This is a genomic window from Amorphoplanes digitatis (genome assembly GCF_014205335.1).
Classification (GTDB): Bacteria; Actinomycetota; Actinomycetes; order Mycobacteriales; family Micromonosporaceae; genus Actinoplanes; species Actinoplanes digitatus.
Genome location: NZ_JACHNH010000001.1, coordinates 5,158,708 through 5,175,267, shown reverse-complemented (window position 1 = coordinate 5,175,267; position 16,560 = coordinate 5,158,708). Strand labels below are relative to the sequence as shown.

Here is a 16,560-nt window from a genome sequence, read left to right as displayed (position 1 = left end):
GTGGAGACCGTGGACGTGACGGAGCTGCTGCGGCGGCTGGCGGAGATCGAGTGGACGTGGACACCGGACGGCGTGCGGTCCGCGCTGGCCGGCGCGGGCTGGGCACCGGCCGGGGCGGCCGGCTCCCGGTGCACGTACCGGCTCGGCGACCGCAGCCTGGACACCTACGCCGACGGCGACCGCGTCGTGCGGGCCGAGGTCACCCTCGCCGCCTCCTGGCCGGACCCGGACGACGAGTACCAGGACGACCTGATCGACGAGTACTACCGGCTGTGGGAGGAGGCGGCCGAGGCGGCCGAGCCGGTGCTGGGCAAGCCGTCGTTCAACGACGGCTTCGGCAACGACGGCTTCCCGTCCGACCAGAACGCCGGCTGGGCGACCGTGTGGCCGCGGGACACCGCCCGCATCATGATCACTCAGGTGCACGAGGGCAAGGAGCTGCCGTTCCGGCTGCTGGTGGTGTGCGCCCCGCCCTGCCCGCGGGAGTGAGCCCGGTGCGGCGGCGCGCGCTGCTCGGCGGCGGCGTGGCCCTCGGCCTGGCCGGCTGCGGCTCCCCGGCCCCGGCCCCGGCCCCGGCCCCGGCCGGCAGCGCCTCCGCGACCGGCGCCGCGCCCCCGCCACCGCCGCACCAGGCCGGCATCGTCACGCCGCCGCCGGCCGCCGCGGAGTTCCGGGCCTACGACGTCGCCGCCACCGCCCGCGACGAGCTGGCCGCGCTGCTGGGCCGGATCGGCGACGTCGCGGCCCGGCCGCCCGCCTCGGTCACCGTGTCCGTCGGCGCGAGCCTGTTCGACGGGCGCTTCGGCCTGGCGGACCGGCGGCCCGCGAGGCTCACCGCCATGCCCGGATTCCCCGGCGACGTGCTCGATCCCGGCCGCTGCCACGGCGACCTGCTGGTGCAGGCCTGCGCCGCCACCCCGGCGGCCGCCCGGGCGCTCGCCGACGCGGTGGCGCGGGCCGCGGGCCCGGCCGTCCGGCGGCGCTGGTCGGCGACCGGGTTCCGCCACGAGAACGGGACCACCGCCGACGGCCGCCCCCGGGACCGCAACCTCTTCGGCTTCTCCGACGGCGCGGGCAACCCCGACCCCGCGGACGCCGCGACCATGGACGAGCTCGTCTGGGTCGGCGCCGGCTCCGGCGAGCCGGCCTGGGCGGTCGGCGGCAGCTACCAGGTGGTACGGCTGATCCGCTTCGCGATGGAGCTGTGGAACGCCGACCCGGTCGAGCGCCAGGAGGAGGTCTTCGGCCGCCGCCGCTCCGACGGCGCGCCGCTGGGCCGCGAACGCGAGCTCGACGACCCCGACTACGCCGCCGACCCGAACGGTCAGGCCATCCGCCTGGACGCGCACATCCGGCGCGCCAACCCGCGCACCCCCGAGACGCGCAACCAGCGGATCCTGCGGCGCGGCTACTCGTACCGGGCGGGAACGGACGCGGCCGGCCACCCCGACGAGGGCCTGATCTTCGTCTGCTTCCAGCAGGACCTGGAGCGCGGCTTCGCCACGATCCAGCGCCGCCTGGCCGGCGAGGCCCTGGAGCGCTACATCCTGCCGTTCGGCGGCGGCTACTGGTTCGCGCTGCCCGGCACGCGGGGCGCGCGCCCCGGCGAGCTCGGCCGCGGGCTGACGACGCCCTGAACCCGCGACCTCGGTGTCAGCTGGACCCGCGCACCCTGAGCGTGGTCGGCAACCGGCCCGGCGCCGGCAACGCGGGATCGAGCAGGTGATGAACCGCCGCGGCCGCCTCGTCCTCGACCGGCATGTAGACCGACGACAGATCCGCCGCCTCCGCGAGGGCGCTGCCGTCGAAGCCGACGACGGCGACGTCGTCCCGCACGTGCCGCCCTGCCTCACGCAGGGCCTGGAGCACGCCCATCGCGGTGACGTCACACGAGGCGAACACCGCATCGAGCCGAGGGTCGCGTGCCAGCAACTCCTTGGTCGCCGCATAGCCCTTGGCGCGGGTGAAGTCTCCATCGGCGGACACCACGGCCTGCGCCGCACCGGCCATCACCCGCAGGAATCCGGCTTTGCGTTCCTCAGCGCACGGCGTAGGCGGGCCGAAGACGGCACCGATCCGCCGCCGGCCGGTGGTCACCAGGTGAACGGCGGCCTGATAACCGCCGCCGTCGTTGTCGGGAGCGACGAAGGCAACGCCGGGCGCCGACCTTCCCAAGGAGACCGTGCGGGCACGCCGCGCACAGGCCGCACCGGCGGCACCGTGCACGTTGATCAGTAGCCGCCCGAACGGCGGGTCGGCGTCGCTCGCCGGCGGCGCCGAGACCCGGCGGATCTCCAGCGAGATGTCGCGGTCGCCGAGCGCGCGCATCGCGCCGGTCAACACGCGCCCGTAGAACGGTTTGGCGGTCATCGCGTCAGGATCCGGGTCGACGATCAGGACCTCGATGCGCTCGCGCCGGCTCGCACTCGTCCGGCCCGTCGCCAGCGCGCGCGCCACCGCGTGGGGCTCGAATCCGAGCTCGGCGGCGACGTCGCGCACGCGCTCGCGTACGGCCTCCGAGGAGCCGTACGCGCCGTTGATCGCGCGCGATGCCGTGGCCCGTGACACGCCGGCCACGCGGGCGACATCGGCGAGTGTGGGACGGCGGCTGTTCACGGTGGTGACGATATCGCGTGATCCACGCGATCAGGTCCCCGTCACGTCCGGGTCCGCAGGCAACTCGGCGGAGCATTTCAAGATCCGTCCGTCGCTGGTGCCGATGAGCAGCGCGTCCGGGCCGACGACGGTCAACGCGGTGGGTATCGCCTGCACCGCTGCGACGGTGAGGTGCCGGCGCCGGCGCACGGTGCCGTCCTGTAGATCGAGTGCGACGATCTCACCATCGTCGTAGGCGACATACGCGGTCTGCGCGTCGGCGTCGAGGTCGGTCGCCGTCCGGTCGGTCCGGAACACCCAGCGCGGCTCCCCGGTGCGTATCTCGCGGCGTACCACGAACGAGCCGCCGGGCTGCAATCCCTGGCCGTGATGCACGGTGCCGGCGTAGACGAGGCTGCCGTCCGTGGTCTCCACGCCGGGGCGGTCGATCTCCCGGAAATAGACCCGGCTGCCACGCCGGATACGAAGCCTGCCGCGCTCCCCGAGATCTCCGGCGGGCGCGAGGGCCGGCAGACCGTCGGCGCGGCACACCAGGGACGCCGGCGCGGACAGGGTGATGTGCTCGATCTGCGCACCGTCCTGGAGTGAGAGCCGGACCAGAGCCTGTGGAGGTTCCTCACAGGTGGGCCGCACCAGACCGACCCAGACCGAACGCTCGTCGGTGGCGACGACGAGGTCGCGGCCGCCCTTGTCGTCCGCGACAGTCCACTGCCGCTGCCCCGAGGGCAGCCAGGACTCCGCCCGCACCTCGTCGAGCGTCGCCAGAATCCTGCCGTCGGACAGTTCCTCGACCGCGCGGACGTTACGCCGCGGATCCCAGTCCCGGCTCAGGCCCGACACCGCGCGGCGAGCTTCCTCCCGGTGGTCGGGACGGGGCGCCGCGACCCGCGGTCCGGCCAGTTCCTGCCAGGTGATCGATGCGGGTGGTACGAGCCGCCAGTCGGGCCGGGACACCACGGCTACGTGTCCCTCGACCCATGCCTCGGCGTCGTCGCCATCGTGGGGCGGCGCCACCAGCACGCGGAGGTCCTGGCCGGTGAGCCACTCGAGGGCCAGCACCTGAGGGCCGAGCGGGCTGTCGATGAGCGACACCGCCCTGCCCGTCTCCAGATCCGTCAGGAGCAACTCGCCCATGAAGAAATATCCACCGTCGTAGCAGCCCGTGCCGATCGCCAGCAGAGGAAGGTCGGGGTGGAACGCCATCGCGGTCACGGGGTAATGCGAACGGACCAGAGCGCGGCGACCTAGATCATCGACGTCGTAGACACCCACCGGTGCCCTGCCCAGCGGGACCAGGTGGCCCCCGTGGGCGCCCGCTACTGCCAGCAGGCCACGCCTGTCGTCGGCGACGGCGAGGACGGGCTCACCGACCTCGGCGAACGGACGATCCCCGAGGACACGGCCGATACGCAGCGGAAACGTCACGCCGGTGATCATCTCAACCGCAGCGAACGAGACACCCTCGGACACCTCAAGGAACGGTCCGAACCTATGGTCGCCACGCGGACCGAAGCCACAAGCCGCCACGCAGGCGAGTGGCCGGCTCCACTCGCCCCCGTGGCGCCGACGGCGGATCATGCGCTATAGTTGCCGTGTTGCAGTTTTGATTTCCGTAGACGTTTTCCGGCGCCTGATGGGGTATCTGAACCCATCCAGGCGCTTTTCGTTTTAGTGTCGGTTTCGGCGCAGGTTATCAACGCGGCGGCGTAAGAGTCCGCACAGTGCGGTCTCTAACAGCCTGCGAAGGAGCAGACATGACTACAGGTACCGTGAAGTGGTTCAACGCCGACAAGGGCTTCGGCTTCATCACGCCGGACGACGGCGGCGCTGACGTCTTCGCCCACTTCTCCGCCATCGCGACGAGTGGCTACCGCAGCCTCGACGAGAACCAGAAGGTGGAGTTCGACATCACCCAGGGCCAGAAGGGCCCGCAGGCGGAGAACATTCGCCCGCTCTGATCCACGCTCTGCGAACGGCGGCCCGACTGATTCAGCGGGCTGCCGTTCCGCTTTGCGGGCACAGCGTCGGAAAATAGTCCGATCGGCAGCAGACCGGCCCTCCCGGGTGTGGATGCTGCCCAGCATCGCTCCCACGTCCTCGTCGCTGGATCGCTCTCAGCTGACGACAGGAGCTGCCCCGGCCCCTCGGGATAGCCTGAACTTGTCGGTAACGGGCCGAATCTCGCGCCGGCGCCGCCCTGACGGTTGAGCATTCACGGTCGCGGCCCAGATCAAGCACATCAATGGACGGACTCGATGCATCGTCCTTCTGATGGCGGTCAGACAGCCCGAACTGTGGTCTTCGCGCGACACCCCTGAAGGACATGATTATGACGACGACCTACTCGGGTCCTGCGAGGCTGATCCTGGCCGACGGCGCCCGCATATCCGGCATGATCTCCCTCAGTACCAACCACCGCGGAGGACTCAACGGCTGGGGCGGAACGTTCCGTCCGGACCAGGTCACGACGGACCTTCGCAACGCGGCCGAGGGGCTTCAATTGGAACTGCCCTACGACCGGGTGGGAGCAGTCGCCGTCACCGGCATGCGCAAGCTACTCGCCACACAGCTGTTGATCTCGTTGGCAGGTCAGGGACCCGCACCATTCTGATGGGTCCCGTCAGCGGGATGAGGCATGGCGGCCCAGGATCGGCATGTCGTCCAGGCGTGTGCCGGGCTGCCAGGGCCAGCGCTGGTACCGGTCCGGCCACACGATTTGCAGCGCCGCTACGGCGGCGGTAGGCGTGCCGGCATAGAACTGCGCGGCGACGGGCAGGTGGCGTTCCGGCTCGGTCACCGCGACGAACAGGACCTGGTGTCCCTCGAGAACGTCGTCTGCGTGTTGTCCCGCGACGCACGTGCGCCGGCCTGCGATGACGTCGCCGGCAACGGTATGCAGGGCGGGCCGCGAAATGTCCGGCGGTAGTCCGAACAAGATCAGCTCAGGGTGACCGCGGTCGGTCAGACCGATCGTGTACCAGCACGTCTCCAAGGGATTCGGCTGTGGCACGAACTCCAGGTGCACGCCGGAACGCTCAATGGTCTCGCCGATCCGGCGAAGCCCGGCGTCGTGCTGTCCGGCCGTCATCAGGCTCACCTTCCGCCCGGTCGCTGGAGTGCCCTTCCAAACCCTAGGCCGGTCACGGTTGTTCGGGGTGCTCCCGGCGGATGTAGCCGGGCCACCGGGTCGCCGGTGTGGGTCAGATAGGGCAACTGGCGAGGCCGGTCCGAGGCCTGCGCCAGCCAACCGCCCAGCACCGCGGCGAGCACGGCCTGCGGCAGGAAACTCAGCGAGCCGTGCATGTATCCGTCGGCCACCGCGGTGTACGCGGCGAAGAGCAGCCAGCCGACGAGCGGACGCAGGCGCCACTCGAACAGGAACCGCCCGGCCTTCCGCACCGAGCGGGCCTCCAGCGGCACCGCCATGCGGTGCGAGCCACGGAGCCCGTCCGTCGGGGCGTTCACCCAGACCACGTCGTCCGAGGCGTCGTCCAGGGCCCGCGGCGGGATGTCCAGGGAACCGGCGTGCCGGGCGGGAACGACGAGCGTCGTGCGGTTCACCGGCGGTCTGCTCCCGCCTCGGCCGGGTCGGCGGCGGGCAGGGCGGCCGCGAGCTGGTTCGACCACGCGCGCACGACACCGGCCCGGCGGCGGGAGTCGTCGGTCAGGACGTCCGCCAGGGCCAGGCCGCGGGCCAGGTCGAGGGTGGCCTGGATGAGGGCGCGCACGGCCGGGTCGGTGTCGTCGACGCCGAGCAGGCGTACCGCGCGGTGGTGCACGCCGCGGGCGAAGTGACGCTCCAGCGGGACCACGGCGGAGCGCAGCTCGGGCTCGGCGGCCGCCACGGTCCACACCTGAAGCGCCGCCCGGAACAGCTCGCCGCCGATGGCGTCGACCAGGCCGGTCACCACCGCGTGCACCCGCTCCGGGCCGGAGCCGCCGGGGTCGGGCAGCGCGTCGAGCAGCGCCGCCCGCTCGGCGAACATGTGCTCGAGGGCGGCCAGGATGAGCGCCTCCCGGGTACGGAAGTGGTGCTGCACCGCGCCCCGGCTGATGCCGGCCTCGGCGGCGATGAAGCCCACCGTCGAGGTCTCCCAGCCGTGGTTGGCCAGGCACCGGATCGCGGTCTCCAGCAGGTGCCGCCGGGTCGCCCGGGACCGGTCCTGCTTGGGTACGGCGCCGTCAGCCATCCGCGGGCTCCACCACCGCGAGCGTCGTGCCCTGGCCGACCTGCCGGCCGACGTCGACCGGCAGGTCCGCGACCGTGCCGGCGGCCGGGGCGCGCACCACGTGCTCCATCTTCATCGCCTCCAGCCAGATCAGCGGCTGACCGGCCGCGACGGTCTCGCCGACCCGGACACCCACCCGCACCACGGTGCCGGGCATCGGCGCCACCAGCGCGCCGGCCGGCAGCCGCGACGACGGGTCGGTGAAGCGCGGCAGCCGGCGCAGCTCGACCGAGCCCCGCGGGCCCTCGACGACCACCCGGCCGTCGAACCGGCCGACCGTCCAGGACCGCCGCACGCCGTCGACGTCGAGCACGACGCGATCGGCGCCCGCGTCGACGAGGGCGAGCGCGGTGACGCCGGGCGGCGGCGCCGCGAGCTCGAGACCGTCACGGCCGAACCGGTACCGGACCTCGAACTCCCGCTCGCCGGCGGCGTAGCCGCGGCTGCGGTAGCCGACGGGGATGCTGCGGAAACCGGCGGCGAGGCCGGGCAGCAGCGGGCCGCGCTGGTGGGCGGCGTCCGACAGGGCCGCGACCAGGGCGCCGAGGGCCGGCTCCAGCCCGGTGCCGGCGGTCAGCGCGGCCGGCGGGTTGGCGGCGTAGAAGCCGGTGTCGGCGGTCCCGGCCAGGAAGTCCGGGTGCAGCAGGCTCGCGACAAGCAGGTCCCTGTTGGTGGTGACACCGTGTACCCGGGTGCGGCGCAGCGCGGCGGCGAGCTGCCGGGCCGCGGCCTCGCGGGTCGGCGCGTACGCGACGACCTTGGCGAGCATGGCGTCGTAGTGGGTGCCGACGACGCTGCCGTGCTCGACGCCGGAGTCGAGGCGGATGCCGTCGGGTGCCGTGCGGTCGAACCGGGCGGTCACGCCGGGCACGTCGAAGGTGACCACCGTGCCGGTCTGCGGGCGCCAGTCGTCGGCGGGGCTCTCGGCGTACAGGCGGGCCTCGATGGCGTGGCCGGTCATCACCGGCTCGGTGCCGGTCAGCGGCTCGCCCGCGGCGACGTCGAGCTGGAGGCCGACCAGGTCGGTGCCGGTGACGCACTCGGTGACGGGGTGCTCGACCTGAAGGCGGGTGTTCATCTCCAGGAACCAGAAGTCGCCGTTGCCGTCGGCGAGGAACTCCACCGTCCCGGCGCCGCGATAGCCGACCGCGGCCGCGGCGTCGCGGCCGGCGGCGAGCAGCCGCTTGCGCAGGCCGCCCCCGATCCGGTCGACGAGCGGCGCGGGCGCCTCCTCGATGACCTTCTGGTGGCGGCGTTGCAGCGAGCACTCGCGCTCGCCCAGCGCCCAGACCGTGCCGTACGCGTCGGCAAGGATCTGCACCTCGACGTGGTGGCCGGTGGGCAGGTAGGGCTCGCAGAAGACGGTGTCGTCGCCGAACGCGGCGCCGGCCTCGCGGGCGGCGGAGGCCACCGCGTCCGGTAGCTCGGCGAGGGTGCGCACGATCCGCATGCCCCGGCCGCCACCGCCGGCCGACGCCTTGACCAGCACCGGGAGCTGGTCCTCGGTGATGGTGTCCGGGTCGAGCAGGTCGAGCACGGGCAGGCCGGCGGCGGCCATCCGGCGCTTCGACTCGACCTTGGAACCCATCACCTCGATCGCCTCGGGGTCCGGACCGATCCAGATCAGGCCCGCATCCCGTACGGAACGGGCGAAGTCCGCGTTCTCGGCGAGGAAGCCGTAGCCGGGGTGGATCGCGTCGGCACCGGAACGCAGGGCCGCCTCGATGAGGAGATCGCCACGCAGGTAGGTCTCGGCCGGCGCGGCGCCGGGCAGGCGTACCGCGCTGTCGGCCTCGCGGACGTGCGGGCTGCCGGCGTCCGGGTCGGAGAAGACGGCGACGGTGGCCAGGCCGCGGCGGCGGCAGGTGGCGAAGATCCGGCGGGCGATCTCGCCGCGGTTCGCCACGAGCACACTCGTGATGGGCCTGAGGTTCGGTGTCATGATCGCCTCACATCCGGAAGACGCCGAAGGCGTCGGTGCCCCGCACCGGCGCGGTGTGTATCGCGGACAGGGCGACACCGAGGACGTCGCGGGTGTCGCGGGGATCGATGATGCCGTCGTCGTAGACCATCCCGGACAGGACCATCGGCATCGCCTCCGCGGAGATCTGCTGCTCGATCATGTGCCGGACCACCTGAGCGCCGTCCTCGTCGAACGGCCTGCCCTGCGACAGCGCCGACGCCTTGGAGACCATGTAGGTGACGTCGGCGAGCTGCTGCGCGCCCATGACCGAGGAGCGGGCGCTCGGCCAGGCGAAGAGGAACCTGGGGTCGTAGGCCCGGCCGCACATGCCGTAGTGCCCGGCGCCGTAGGAGTTGCCGACGAGCAGGGAGATGTGCGGGACCGTCGAGTTCGACACCGCGTTGATCATCATGGCGCCGTGCTTGATGATCCCGCCCTGCTCGTACTCCTTGCCGACCATGTACCCGGTCGTGTTGTGCAGGAACAGCAGGGGAGTGTTGGACTTGTTGGCGAGCTGGATGAACTGCGCCGCCTTCTGCGCCTCGGCGCTGAACAGCACGCCGCGGGCGTTGGCCAGGATGCCGACCGCGTAGCCGTGCAGCTGGGCCCAGCCGGTCACCAGCGAGTCGCCGTACAGCGGCTTGAACTCGTCGAAGTCGCTGTCGTCGACGATCCGGGCGATGAGTTCCCGGGGGTCGAACGGCGACTTCAGGTCGGGCGGCACGATCGCCAGCAGCTCCTCGGCGGGGTACCGCGGCGGCCTCGGTTCGGCCGTCGCCGGCCCGGACGCCTTGCTGTGGTTCAGTCGCGCGACGATCCGCCGGCCGATCCGGATGGCGTCCTGTTCGTCGACGGCGTAGTAGTCGGCGAGGCCGGACACCCGGGCGTGCATCTCCGCGCCGCCCAGCGACTCGTCGTCGGACTCCTCGCCGGTGGCGGCCTTGACCAGGGGCGGGCCGGCGAGGAACACCTTGGACTGTTTCTCGATCATCACCACGTGGTCGCTCATGCCGGGCAGGTAGGCGCCGCCGGCCGTCGAGTTGCCGAAGACCAGCGCGATCGTCGGGATCCCGGCGGCGGACAGGCGGGTGAGGTCGCGGAAGACGGCCCCGCCGGGGATGAAGACCTCCTTCTGCGTCGGCAGGTCCGCGCCGCCGGACTCGACGAGCGCGATGATCGGCAGCCGGTTCCGCAGCGCGATCTCGTGCATCCGCAGCGACTTCCGCAGCGACCAGGGGTTGCTCGCGCCGCCCTTGACCGTGGGATCGTTCGCCACCAGCAGGCACTCCACGCCGCTGACCACGCCGATGCCGGCGACGACGCTGCCGCCGACGGTGAACTGCGAGCCGTAGCCGGCCAGCGCGGCCAGCTCCAGGAACGGCGAGTCCAGGTCGAGCAGCAGCTCGATCCGCTCCCGGGCGGTCATCTTGCCCCGCGCCCGGTGCCGGGCGGTCGCCTTCTCGCCGCCGCCGGCCACGGCCTTGGCGGTCTCGGCGGCGATCTCGTCGAGGGCGTCGAGCATCGCCTGCCGGGCGGCGCGGGCGTCCGCGCCGTCGGCGTCGATGGTGGACCGCAGGATGGTCACGGGTGCTCCTCGGGTACGGGTAGCAGCGAGACGGGGATGTCGACGTGCCGCGAGCGCAGCCACTCGCCGAGCCCCTTGGCCTGCGGGTCGAAGCGCGCCTGGTACGCAACGCCCTGGCCGAGCAGGCCTTCGATGACGACGTTGACGGCCCGGATGCCGGGCAGCCGGGTGATCCGCACCGGCAGCGCCGCGGCCTCCGGCAGCAGCTCGCGGACGGTGTCCTCGGTGATCAGCGCGGCGAGCCACGGGTACGCCGCGTCGTCGCGCACCCAGAGCCCGACGTTGGCGTTTCCGCCCTTGTCGCCGGAGCGCGCGCCGGCGATCGTCCCGAGCGGTAGGCGCACGACCGGACCCGGATCGCCGGGCGCGGGCCCGGGCGCCGGCCCCGGCAGGGGCTCGAGGGCGAGGGTGAGCGCCGGCGGCCCGACCGGCTCGACGGTCCCGTCGTCGTGCACGACCTCGTGCGCGACGACGCCCTGCGGCACGTACCCGGCGGTGAACACGCCGTACGGGTGCGCGCGCCCCGGCGGCGTCGTGCTGAAGAAGCCCGGGTACGAGGCGAGCGCGACCTCGACGGCGGGATTGGTGAACGCGCGGCCGGCCACCTTCTCGTCCGCGTCCCGGGCGACGACGGTCAGCAGGGCGGACGCCCGCTGCTGCGTCGGCGCGTCCACGGTGTCGACCCGGGCCAGGTGCCAGGTGACCTCGGCCGGCTCGGCCTTGCCACGGGCGTCCTCGAACTGGCGGCGGAACAGGTCGGCCTTTGCCTCGATGTCGAGGCCGGTCAGCACCACGGTCATCTCGTTGCGGTAGCCGCCGATCGAGGTGCACGACACCTTGAGGTCGGGCGGCGGCGCCTCACCGCGTACCCCGGTGATCTCCACCCGGTCCGGCCCGGCCTGCCGCAGCGAGACCGTGTCGAGGCGGGTGGTGACGTCGGGGCCGGCGTACCGGGCGTCGTCCACCTCGTACACGAGCTGGGCGGTCACCGTGCCGACGGTGACCGCGCCCGCGGTGCCCGGGTGCTTGGTGATGACGCTGGAGCCGTCCGGGTGGAGCTCGGCGATCGGGAAGCCTGGCCGGACCAGGTCGGCGATCTCGGTGAAGAACGGGTAGTTGCCGCCGGTGGCCTGCGTGCCGCACTCGATGACGTGGCCGGCGACGGTGGCGCCGGCGAGCGCGTCGAGGTCGGTGCGGCCCCAGCCGAAGTGCGCGATCGCCGGGCCGACGACCAGCGAGGCGTCGGTCACCCGCCCGGTGACGACGATGTCGGCGCCGCCGGCCAGGGCCCGGGCGATCCCGAACGCGCCGAGGTAGGCGTGCGCGCCGAGCGGCGAGCCCAGCCCGAGCGCGCCGGCCCGCGCGGTCAGGTCGTCGCCGCGCACCAGGGCGACCTTGGCGGGGCCCAGCTCGCGGATCGCGGCGACCAGGCCGGCCGGATTGACGCCGCCCGCGTTGGCGACGATGCGGACACCGCGGTCCAGCGCCAGCCGCAGGCAGTCCCGCAGCTGGGCGAGGAACGTCCGGGCGTAGCCGGCGGACGGGTCGGCCATCCGGTCCCGGCCGAGGATGAGCATTGTCAGCTCGGCCAGGTAGTCGCCGGTGAGCACGTCGAGCTCGCCGCCCTCGAGCATCTCCCGCATGGCCGAGAGCCGGTCACCGTAGAACCCGGAACAGTTGCCGACCCGCAGCGTCCCAGCGTTCGCAAGCTCGCTCATGCCATCCCCTCCGCTGGCGCTCCGGCGATGACATGAGTTTCAACCTGAGCTGATGATTCGCTCGCAAGCTCGCTCATGCCATCCCCTCCGCTGGCGCTCCGGCGATGACATGAGTTTCAACCTGAGCTGATGATTCGCTCGCAAGCTCGCTCATGCCACGGACACTGGCACAGCCGGGAAAAACAAGCAAGCACGCTTGTTTCTGCGGCGGGTCGTCGCTACCGTTCGGCGTATGCGCCTCAACGAGGACCACCGCGCCTTCGCCGACAGCGTCCGCCGGTTCGTCGACACCGAGATCAACCCGCATGTCGACGAGTGGGAGGCCGCCGGGCGCGCGCCCCTGCACGACGTGTTCCCCAAGGCCGCGGCCCTCGGCCTGCTCGGCCTGGAGTACGACCCGGCCTACGGCGGCGAGGGCGCCGACCACAGCTTCCAGCTCGTCGCCGCCGAGGAGTACGGGCGGATGCACGCGACCGGCGTCGGGATGGCCCTGGGCGTGCAGGCGATGATGGCGACGCCGTCGCTGCACGAGTTCGGGTCGGCCGAGCTCAAGGAGCGCTACCTCACGCCAGCCGTCGCCGGCACCGCGGTCACCGCGATCGCCGTCACCGAGCCGGACATCGGCTCCGACGTCTCCCGGCTGAGCACCCGCGCCGTGCGCGACGGCGACGACTGGGTCATCACCGGCCGCAAGATCTACATCACCAACGGCGCGCAGGCCGACTGGATCTGCCTGCTCGCGCGCACCTCGGACGAGGGCGGGCACCGCGGGATGTCGCAGATCCTCGTGCCGACCGACCTGCCCGGCTTCAGCGTCGCGCGCACCTTCGAGAAGCTCGGCAACCGCTGCTCCGACACCGCCGAGCTGGTGCTGGACGGCGTGCGCGTGCCGGTCGCCAACACCATCGGCGAGGTCGGGCGCGGCTTCCAGCAGCAGATGCGCCAGTTCGTCACCGAGCGGATGTTCGCCGCGTACACCACCGTCGGCCAGTGCCAGTACGCCCTGGATCGCACCCGCCGGTTCATCCACGACCGCACGGTCTTCGGCCGCCCGCTCGCCGACCGGCAGTACGTCGCCTTCCGCCTCACCGAGTTGCAGGCGGAGGTGGACCTGCTGCGCAGCCACAACCTGGTCACCTGCGAGGCGCTGATGGCCGGCGAGGACATCACCCGGATGGCGACGGTGGCGAAGCTCAAGGCGGGCCGGCTGATCCGCGAGGTGGCCGACCGGTGCCTGCAGTTCCACGGCGGCATGGGCTATCTCGAGGAGACCTGGACCGCCCGCATGCTGCGCGACACCCGGCTGACCTCGATCGGCGCGGGCGCCGACGAGGTGATGCTCCAGGTGCTCGCCCGCCTCGACGGCTTGCCCGCCTGACCTGAAATCCCCCTTTCGGGGCAAACTCGGGCAAAATATGTGATCATCGGGTCTCCACGTTGTACGTGCGCCTGCACATCTCAGGAGACCGACATGCACTCCCGCCTCTTTTCCACCCTCGCCGCCGTCGCCGTCGCCCTCGCGGGCGTCCTCGTGCCCGCCACGGCGGCGTCCGCCTCGATCAGGTTCGACCCCGCCACCGGCACCGGCTTCGTCGGCGGCGGCGACGTCAGGACCGCCTACCGCTGGAGCGCCGCGACGCTGCGCGCGGTCGCGGCCGGAGTCACCTTCAGCCACAGCACGTCGATCGAGGACACCTACTCCGTCGTCTGCGGCGGCACCCGGCCCGTGACCGTCGAGGTGACCCATCTGCGGCTGAGCGCGCGGGACGATCTGAGCTCGTCCGTCGCCTACGACACGACGGCCGGCTACGGCGCCGGCCGCGGTGGCCGGGTCGTCGGCTTCCGGCTCACCGGCGCGGTCAGCGGGATCTCGGGCACGACCGTGGGGCCGACGGTCGGCGCGCCCTGCCCGGCGGGCCGGTCCGGGACCGACACCATCGAGAAGGTACGGCTGAAGTCGTCCGCCACCACCTCGGCGCTGACCGCCTCCTACAAGGGCGTGGACCGCGACCTGCTGGTGACCCGCAGCTGAGCGCGCGGGCACCATCCGCGCGGGATGAAGCGGCGCGGCGCGGGCCGTGACCGGCGGTCCGGATCTCGTCCGCCGGGGGTGACGTGGGCGGGGGCCGGTGCGGCCGAGACTGGGAGCCAGCCCGGTCGGGTCGATGATGCTGGCCGCCCACCGCAGCTCGGGCGTGGGCGAGACGAAGGCGAGGCGAGATCATGTCACGCACGGGTTCCAGGGTGCGCCGTTCCGGCCTGCTCGCGGCCCTCACGCTGGTGCTGGCGGCACCCGCGTGCGGTTCCGGCGGCGACTCCGGCAGCACCGCGACCCCGCAGGTGGCCACCAGCGCGGCGGAGGCGGCGCCCAGCCGGGACCCGTCGCAGGCGGCCGTCTGCGACGCCCGCGACGAGCTGGAGACGTCGGTGGCGGCGCTGCGCGGGGTGGACCTGGCGACGGCCGGCGCGTCCGGGCTGGTGGCCGCGGCGCAGCAGGTGCATCAGGACCTCGACGCCGTCGGCGCCGCCGCGTCGGCCGCGTACAAGCCGACGATCGCCGCGCTGCGCGCGTCGCTGACCACGCTGACGGGTACGGCGTCCGGGGTGACCGACAAGGAGAGCCTCAAGGCCGCCATGCCCGAGCTGACCGCGCAGGTGGCGGCCGTCTCGGCGAGCTGGGCCGTGCTGCGGCAGCAGATGGACAACCGCTGCGGCTGATCGGTGCGGGACGCCGGGCTACTCGCCCGGCGCCGTGTCCCGCGGCTCGGTCTCCGGCACGGGATCGGGTTCCGGCTCGGGAACGGGCGGCGGGGCCGAGCCGCCGCCGGAGAGCAGCACGTTGATCCACTGGGTCGACGGGTCGACGTCGACGAGCAGCCCCTTGGTCAGCAGGCTCAGCGGGATGGCCAGCAGCGCGCCGAGCGGGCCGAGCACCCAGGCCCAGAAGACCAGGGACAGGAAGGACACGGTCGAGGACAGCCCCACCGCGTCCCCGACGATCTTGGGCTGGATCACCGACTGGATGACGAAGTTGACGACGCAGTACAGGACGATGACCGCCATCATCTTCTCGACGCCGCCGTCCAGCAGCCCGAGCAACGCCGGCGGCACCAGGCCGATGACGAAGCCGATGTTCGGGATGTAGTTGGTGATGAACGCGAGCAGGCCCCACAGCACCGGCAGCGGGATGTCCAAGGCCCACAGCATCAGGGTGTCGATCACCGCGACGATCAGGCCGAACACCGTCGAGACGAGCAGGTAGCTGCGGGTGCCGTGCGCGAAGGAGCGCAGCGCGCTGACGACCTGCGGGCGCTGGTCGGCGGTCGAGTTCAGCCGGGCGGGGAAGCTGACGGCGTCCAGGCACATGAACAGCAGCACGGCGAGCAGGAACACCGCGTCCGACAGGACGCTCGTGATCCCGCCGAACACCCATCCCACCAGGTCCGTGACCGCGCTCGGGCTCGCGCGCTCCAGCACGCTGGTGAGCTGGGACTCGCTGATGCCGAGCCTGCTCAGCGCCGAGACGATGTCGGCCTGGAGGTCCGCGAACTGGGTCTGGTAGGTCGGCAGCAGGTCGATCAGCTGAGCCACGGAGACGACCATGGCGGCGCCGAGGCCGAACAGCACGACGTACACGACGGTCACGGTGGCCAGCATGGCCACCCAGACCGGCGATCCGTGCCGGCGGAGCCACTCGCTCAGCGGGCTCACCGTCACGGTCAGCATCAGCGCCAGGAAGACCGGGGCGATCAGGTGGGCCACGCCGCGCAGCCCCGCGACCGCGATCACGACCCCGGCGATGCCGAGCAGGACGATGACCCCGCGAGGCAGGGCGGCGGGCGGCTCGGCGGCGGGCGGCTCGGCCGGGGCGCCGGTCACGCGGCGCCCCGGGCGCGCGACCCCGGCGCCGGCCCGTACCGGCGGGACACCGCACGGCTCACGGCCCGCTCCCTCCCGCGACGAGGGCCGGCCGTACGGCCGGCCCCGACTGTGGTGCGGTCAGTTCTTGAGCTCACGGCCGTGGACCGCGAGGGCGTAGATCACCAGGATGTCGACGGCGATCACGATGGTGGACCAGACCGGGTAGGCCGCCAGGAACAGCATGTTGGCGAACGCGCTGAGCACGGCGATCACGATGCCGGTCACCCGGGCCCAGGTCTGCCCGCTCAGGATGCCGACGCCGGCCGCGATGGCGACCAGGCCGATGAGCAGGTGCGTCCAGCCCCAGGCGGTGAAGTCCATGGTGAGGACCAGGCCGCCCGAGGTAGCCAGGAAGTACTCGTCGTTGAACAGGGCGACGAGCCCCTCGATGACCTGGAATCCGCCGAGCACCGTCAGCATGATGCCGCCGAAGATGACCAGGCCGACCCAGCCGCTCGCCGGGGCCTCGCTGCGTACGTTAGAAGGTTGAGCTGCGGTCATGCTGCACTCCTCGTACGGTCCGCCTGC

17 protein-coding genes are annotated in these 16,560 nt (G+C 72.6%); 7 read left to right on the top strand and 10 right to left on the bottom strand.

What is annotated here, in order from left to right; genetic code table 11:
* Positions 1 to 9: 9 nt before the first annotated feature.
* A complete protein-coding gene (locus tag BJ971_RS22600) occupies positions 10 to 489 on the top strand; it encodes a DUF6301 family protein (protein WP_184995230.1) in 480 nt (159 codons plus the stop codon).
* A gap of 5 nt (positions 490 to 494) precedes the next feature.
* The gene (locus BJ971_RS22595; RefSeq protein WP_203709258.1) at positions 495 to 1,637 is read left to right on the top strand and encodes a Dyp-type peroxidase; all 1,143 of its coding nucleotides are present in this window, start codon (positions 495 to 497) and stop codon (positions 1,635 to 1,637) included.
* A gap of 16 nt (positions 1,638 to 1,653) precedes the next feature.
* Here BJ971_RS22595 and BJ971_RS22590 read toward each other — a convergent pair whose 3' ends face one another.
* Positions 1,654 to 2,616: a LacI family DNA-binding transcriptional regulator gene (locus BJ971_RS22590; protein WP_184995228.1), complete on the bottom strand. Its 963-nt coding sequence runs from the start codon at positions 2,614 to 2,616 to the stop codon at positions 1,654 to 1,656.
* Between the two features lie 30 nt (positions 2,617 to 2,646).
* Positions 2,647 to 4,041 carry an outer membrane protein assembly factor BamB family protein gene (locus tag BJ971_RS22585; RefSeq protein WP_184995227.1) on the bottom strand — a complete coding sequence of 465 codons (1,395 nt, stop codon included), beginning with the start codon at positions 4,039 to 4,041 and terminating at the stop codon, positions 2,647 to 2,649.
* A 329-nt stretch (positions 4,042 to 4,370) separates the two neighbouring features.
* Between BJ971_RS22585 and cspE the strand changes: the two genes are divergently transcribed.
* Complete coding sequence (gene cspE / locus BJ971_RS22580; protein ID WP_184995226.1) at positions 4,371 to 4,574, top strand: transcription antiterminator/RNA stability regulator CspE; 204 nt, start codon at positions 4,371 to 4,373, stop codon at positions 4,572 to 4,574.
* 371 nt (positions 4,575 to 4,945) lie between these two features.
* The gene (locus tag BJ971_RS22575; RefSeq protein WP_184995225.1) at positions 4,946 to 5,227 is read left to right on the top strand and encodes a hypothetical protein; all 282 of its coding nucleotides are present in this window, start codon (positions 4,946 to 4,948) and stop codon (positions 5,225 to 5,227) included.
* Positions 5,228 to 5,236: 9 nt separating this feature from the next.
* Here BJ971_RS22575 and BJ971_RS22570 read toward each other — a convergent pair whose 3' ends face one another.
* From BJ971_RS22570 to BJ971_RS22545, 6 genes are read right to left on the bottom strand one after another with little or no spacing between them, the layout of a single operon-like run.
* Complete coding sequence (locus BJ971_RS22570; protein WP_184995224.1) at positions 5,237 to 5,704, bottom strand: DUF4262 domain-containing protein; 468 nt, start codon at positions 5,702 to 5,704, stop codon at positions 5,237 to 5,239.
* 5 nt (positions 5,705 to 5,709) lie between these two features.
* On the bottom strand, positions 5,710 to 6,177 hold the full coding sequence (locus BJ971_RS22565; protein WP_184995223.1) for a hypothetical protein: 468 nt from the start codon (positions 6,175 to 6,177) through the stop codon (positions 5,710 to 5,712).
* Complete coding sequence (locus tag BJ971_RS22560; RefSeq protein WP_184995222.1) at positions 6,174 to 6,806, bottom strand: TetR/AcrR family transcriptional regulator; 633 nt, start codon at positions 6,804 to 6,806, stop codon at positions 6,174 to 6,176. Before BJ971_RS22560 ends, BJ971_RS22565 begins: the two co-directional genes overlap by 4 nt.
* A complete protein-coding gene (locus BJ971_RS22555; RefSeq protein ID WP_184995221.1) occupies positions 6,799 to 8,787 on the bottom strand; it encodes an ATP-binding protein in 1,989 nt (662 codons plus the stop codon). Before BJ971_RS22555 ends, BJ971_RS22560 begins: the two co-directional genes overlap by 8 nt.
* A 7-nt stretch (positions 8,788 to 8,794) precedes the next feature.
* Positions 8,795 to 10,393: an acyl-CoA carboxylase subunit beta gene (locus BJ971_RS22550; protein WP_184995220.1), complete on the bottom strand. Its 1,599-nt coding sequence runs from the start codon at positions 10,391 to 10,393 to the stop codon at positions 8,795 to 8,797.
* Positions 10,390 to 12,111, bottom strand: coding sequence for an acyclic terpene utilization AtuA family protein (locus BJ971_RS22545; RefSeq protein WP_184995219.1), 1,722 nt, complete (start codon positions 12,109 to 12,111; stop codon positions 10,390 to 10,392). The genes BJ971_RS22550 and BJ971_RS22545 overlap by 4 nt, the downstream gene beginning before the upstream one ends.
* A 232-nt stretch (positions 12,112 to 12,343) precedes the next feature.
* Here BJ971_RS22545 and BJ971_RS22540 point away from each other — a divergent pair, with 232 nt between their 5' ends.
* The 3 genes from BJ971_RS22540 (at position 12,344) to BJ971_RS22530 (ending at position 14,829) form a co-directional block, all read left to right on the top strand.
* Positions 12,344 to 13,489, top strand: coding sequence for an acyl-CoA dehydrogenase family protein (locus BJ971_RS22540; protein WP_184995218.1), 1,146 nt, complete (start codon positions 12,344 to 12,346; stop codon positions 13,487 to 13,489).
* A gap of 93 nt (positions 13,490 to 13,582) precedes the next feature.
* Complete coding sequence (locus BJ971_RS22535; RefSeq protein WP_184995217.1) at positions 13,583 to 14,143, top strand: hypothetical protein; 561 nt, start codon at positions 13,583 to 13,585, stop codon at positions 14,141 to 14,143.
* 191 nt (positions 14,144 to 14,334) lie between these two features.
* Positions 14,335 to 14,829 (top strand): hypothetical protein, encoded by a 495-nt coding sequence (locus tag BJ971_RS22530; RefSeq protein ID WP_184995216.1) that lies wholly within the window; start codon positions 14,335 to 14,337, stop codon positions 14,827 to 14,829.
* A gap of 18 nt (positions 14,830 to 14,847) precedes the next feature.
* On the opposite strand, the gene BJ971_RS22525 is transcribed toward BJ971_RS22530, so the two are convergent.
* Together BJ971_RS22525 and BJ971_RS22520 are read right to left on the bottom strand one after the other, a co-directional pair.
* A complete protein-coding gene (locus BJ971_RS22525; RefSeq protein ID WP_184995215.1) occupies positions 14,848 to 15,990 on the bottom strand; it encodes an AI-2E family transporter in 1,143 nt (380 codons plus the stop codon).
* Positions 15,991 to 16,110: 120 nt separating this feature from the next.
* Complete coding sequence (locus tag BJ971_RS22520; protein WP_184995214.1) at positions 16,111 to 16,533, bottom strand: DUF7144 family membrane protein; 423 nt, start codon at positions 16,531 to 16,533, stop codon at positions 16,111 to 16,113.
* Positions 16,534 to 16,560 lie beyond the last annotated feature (27 nt).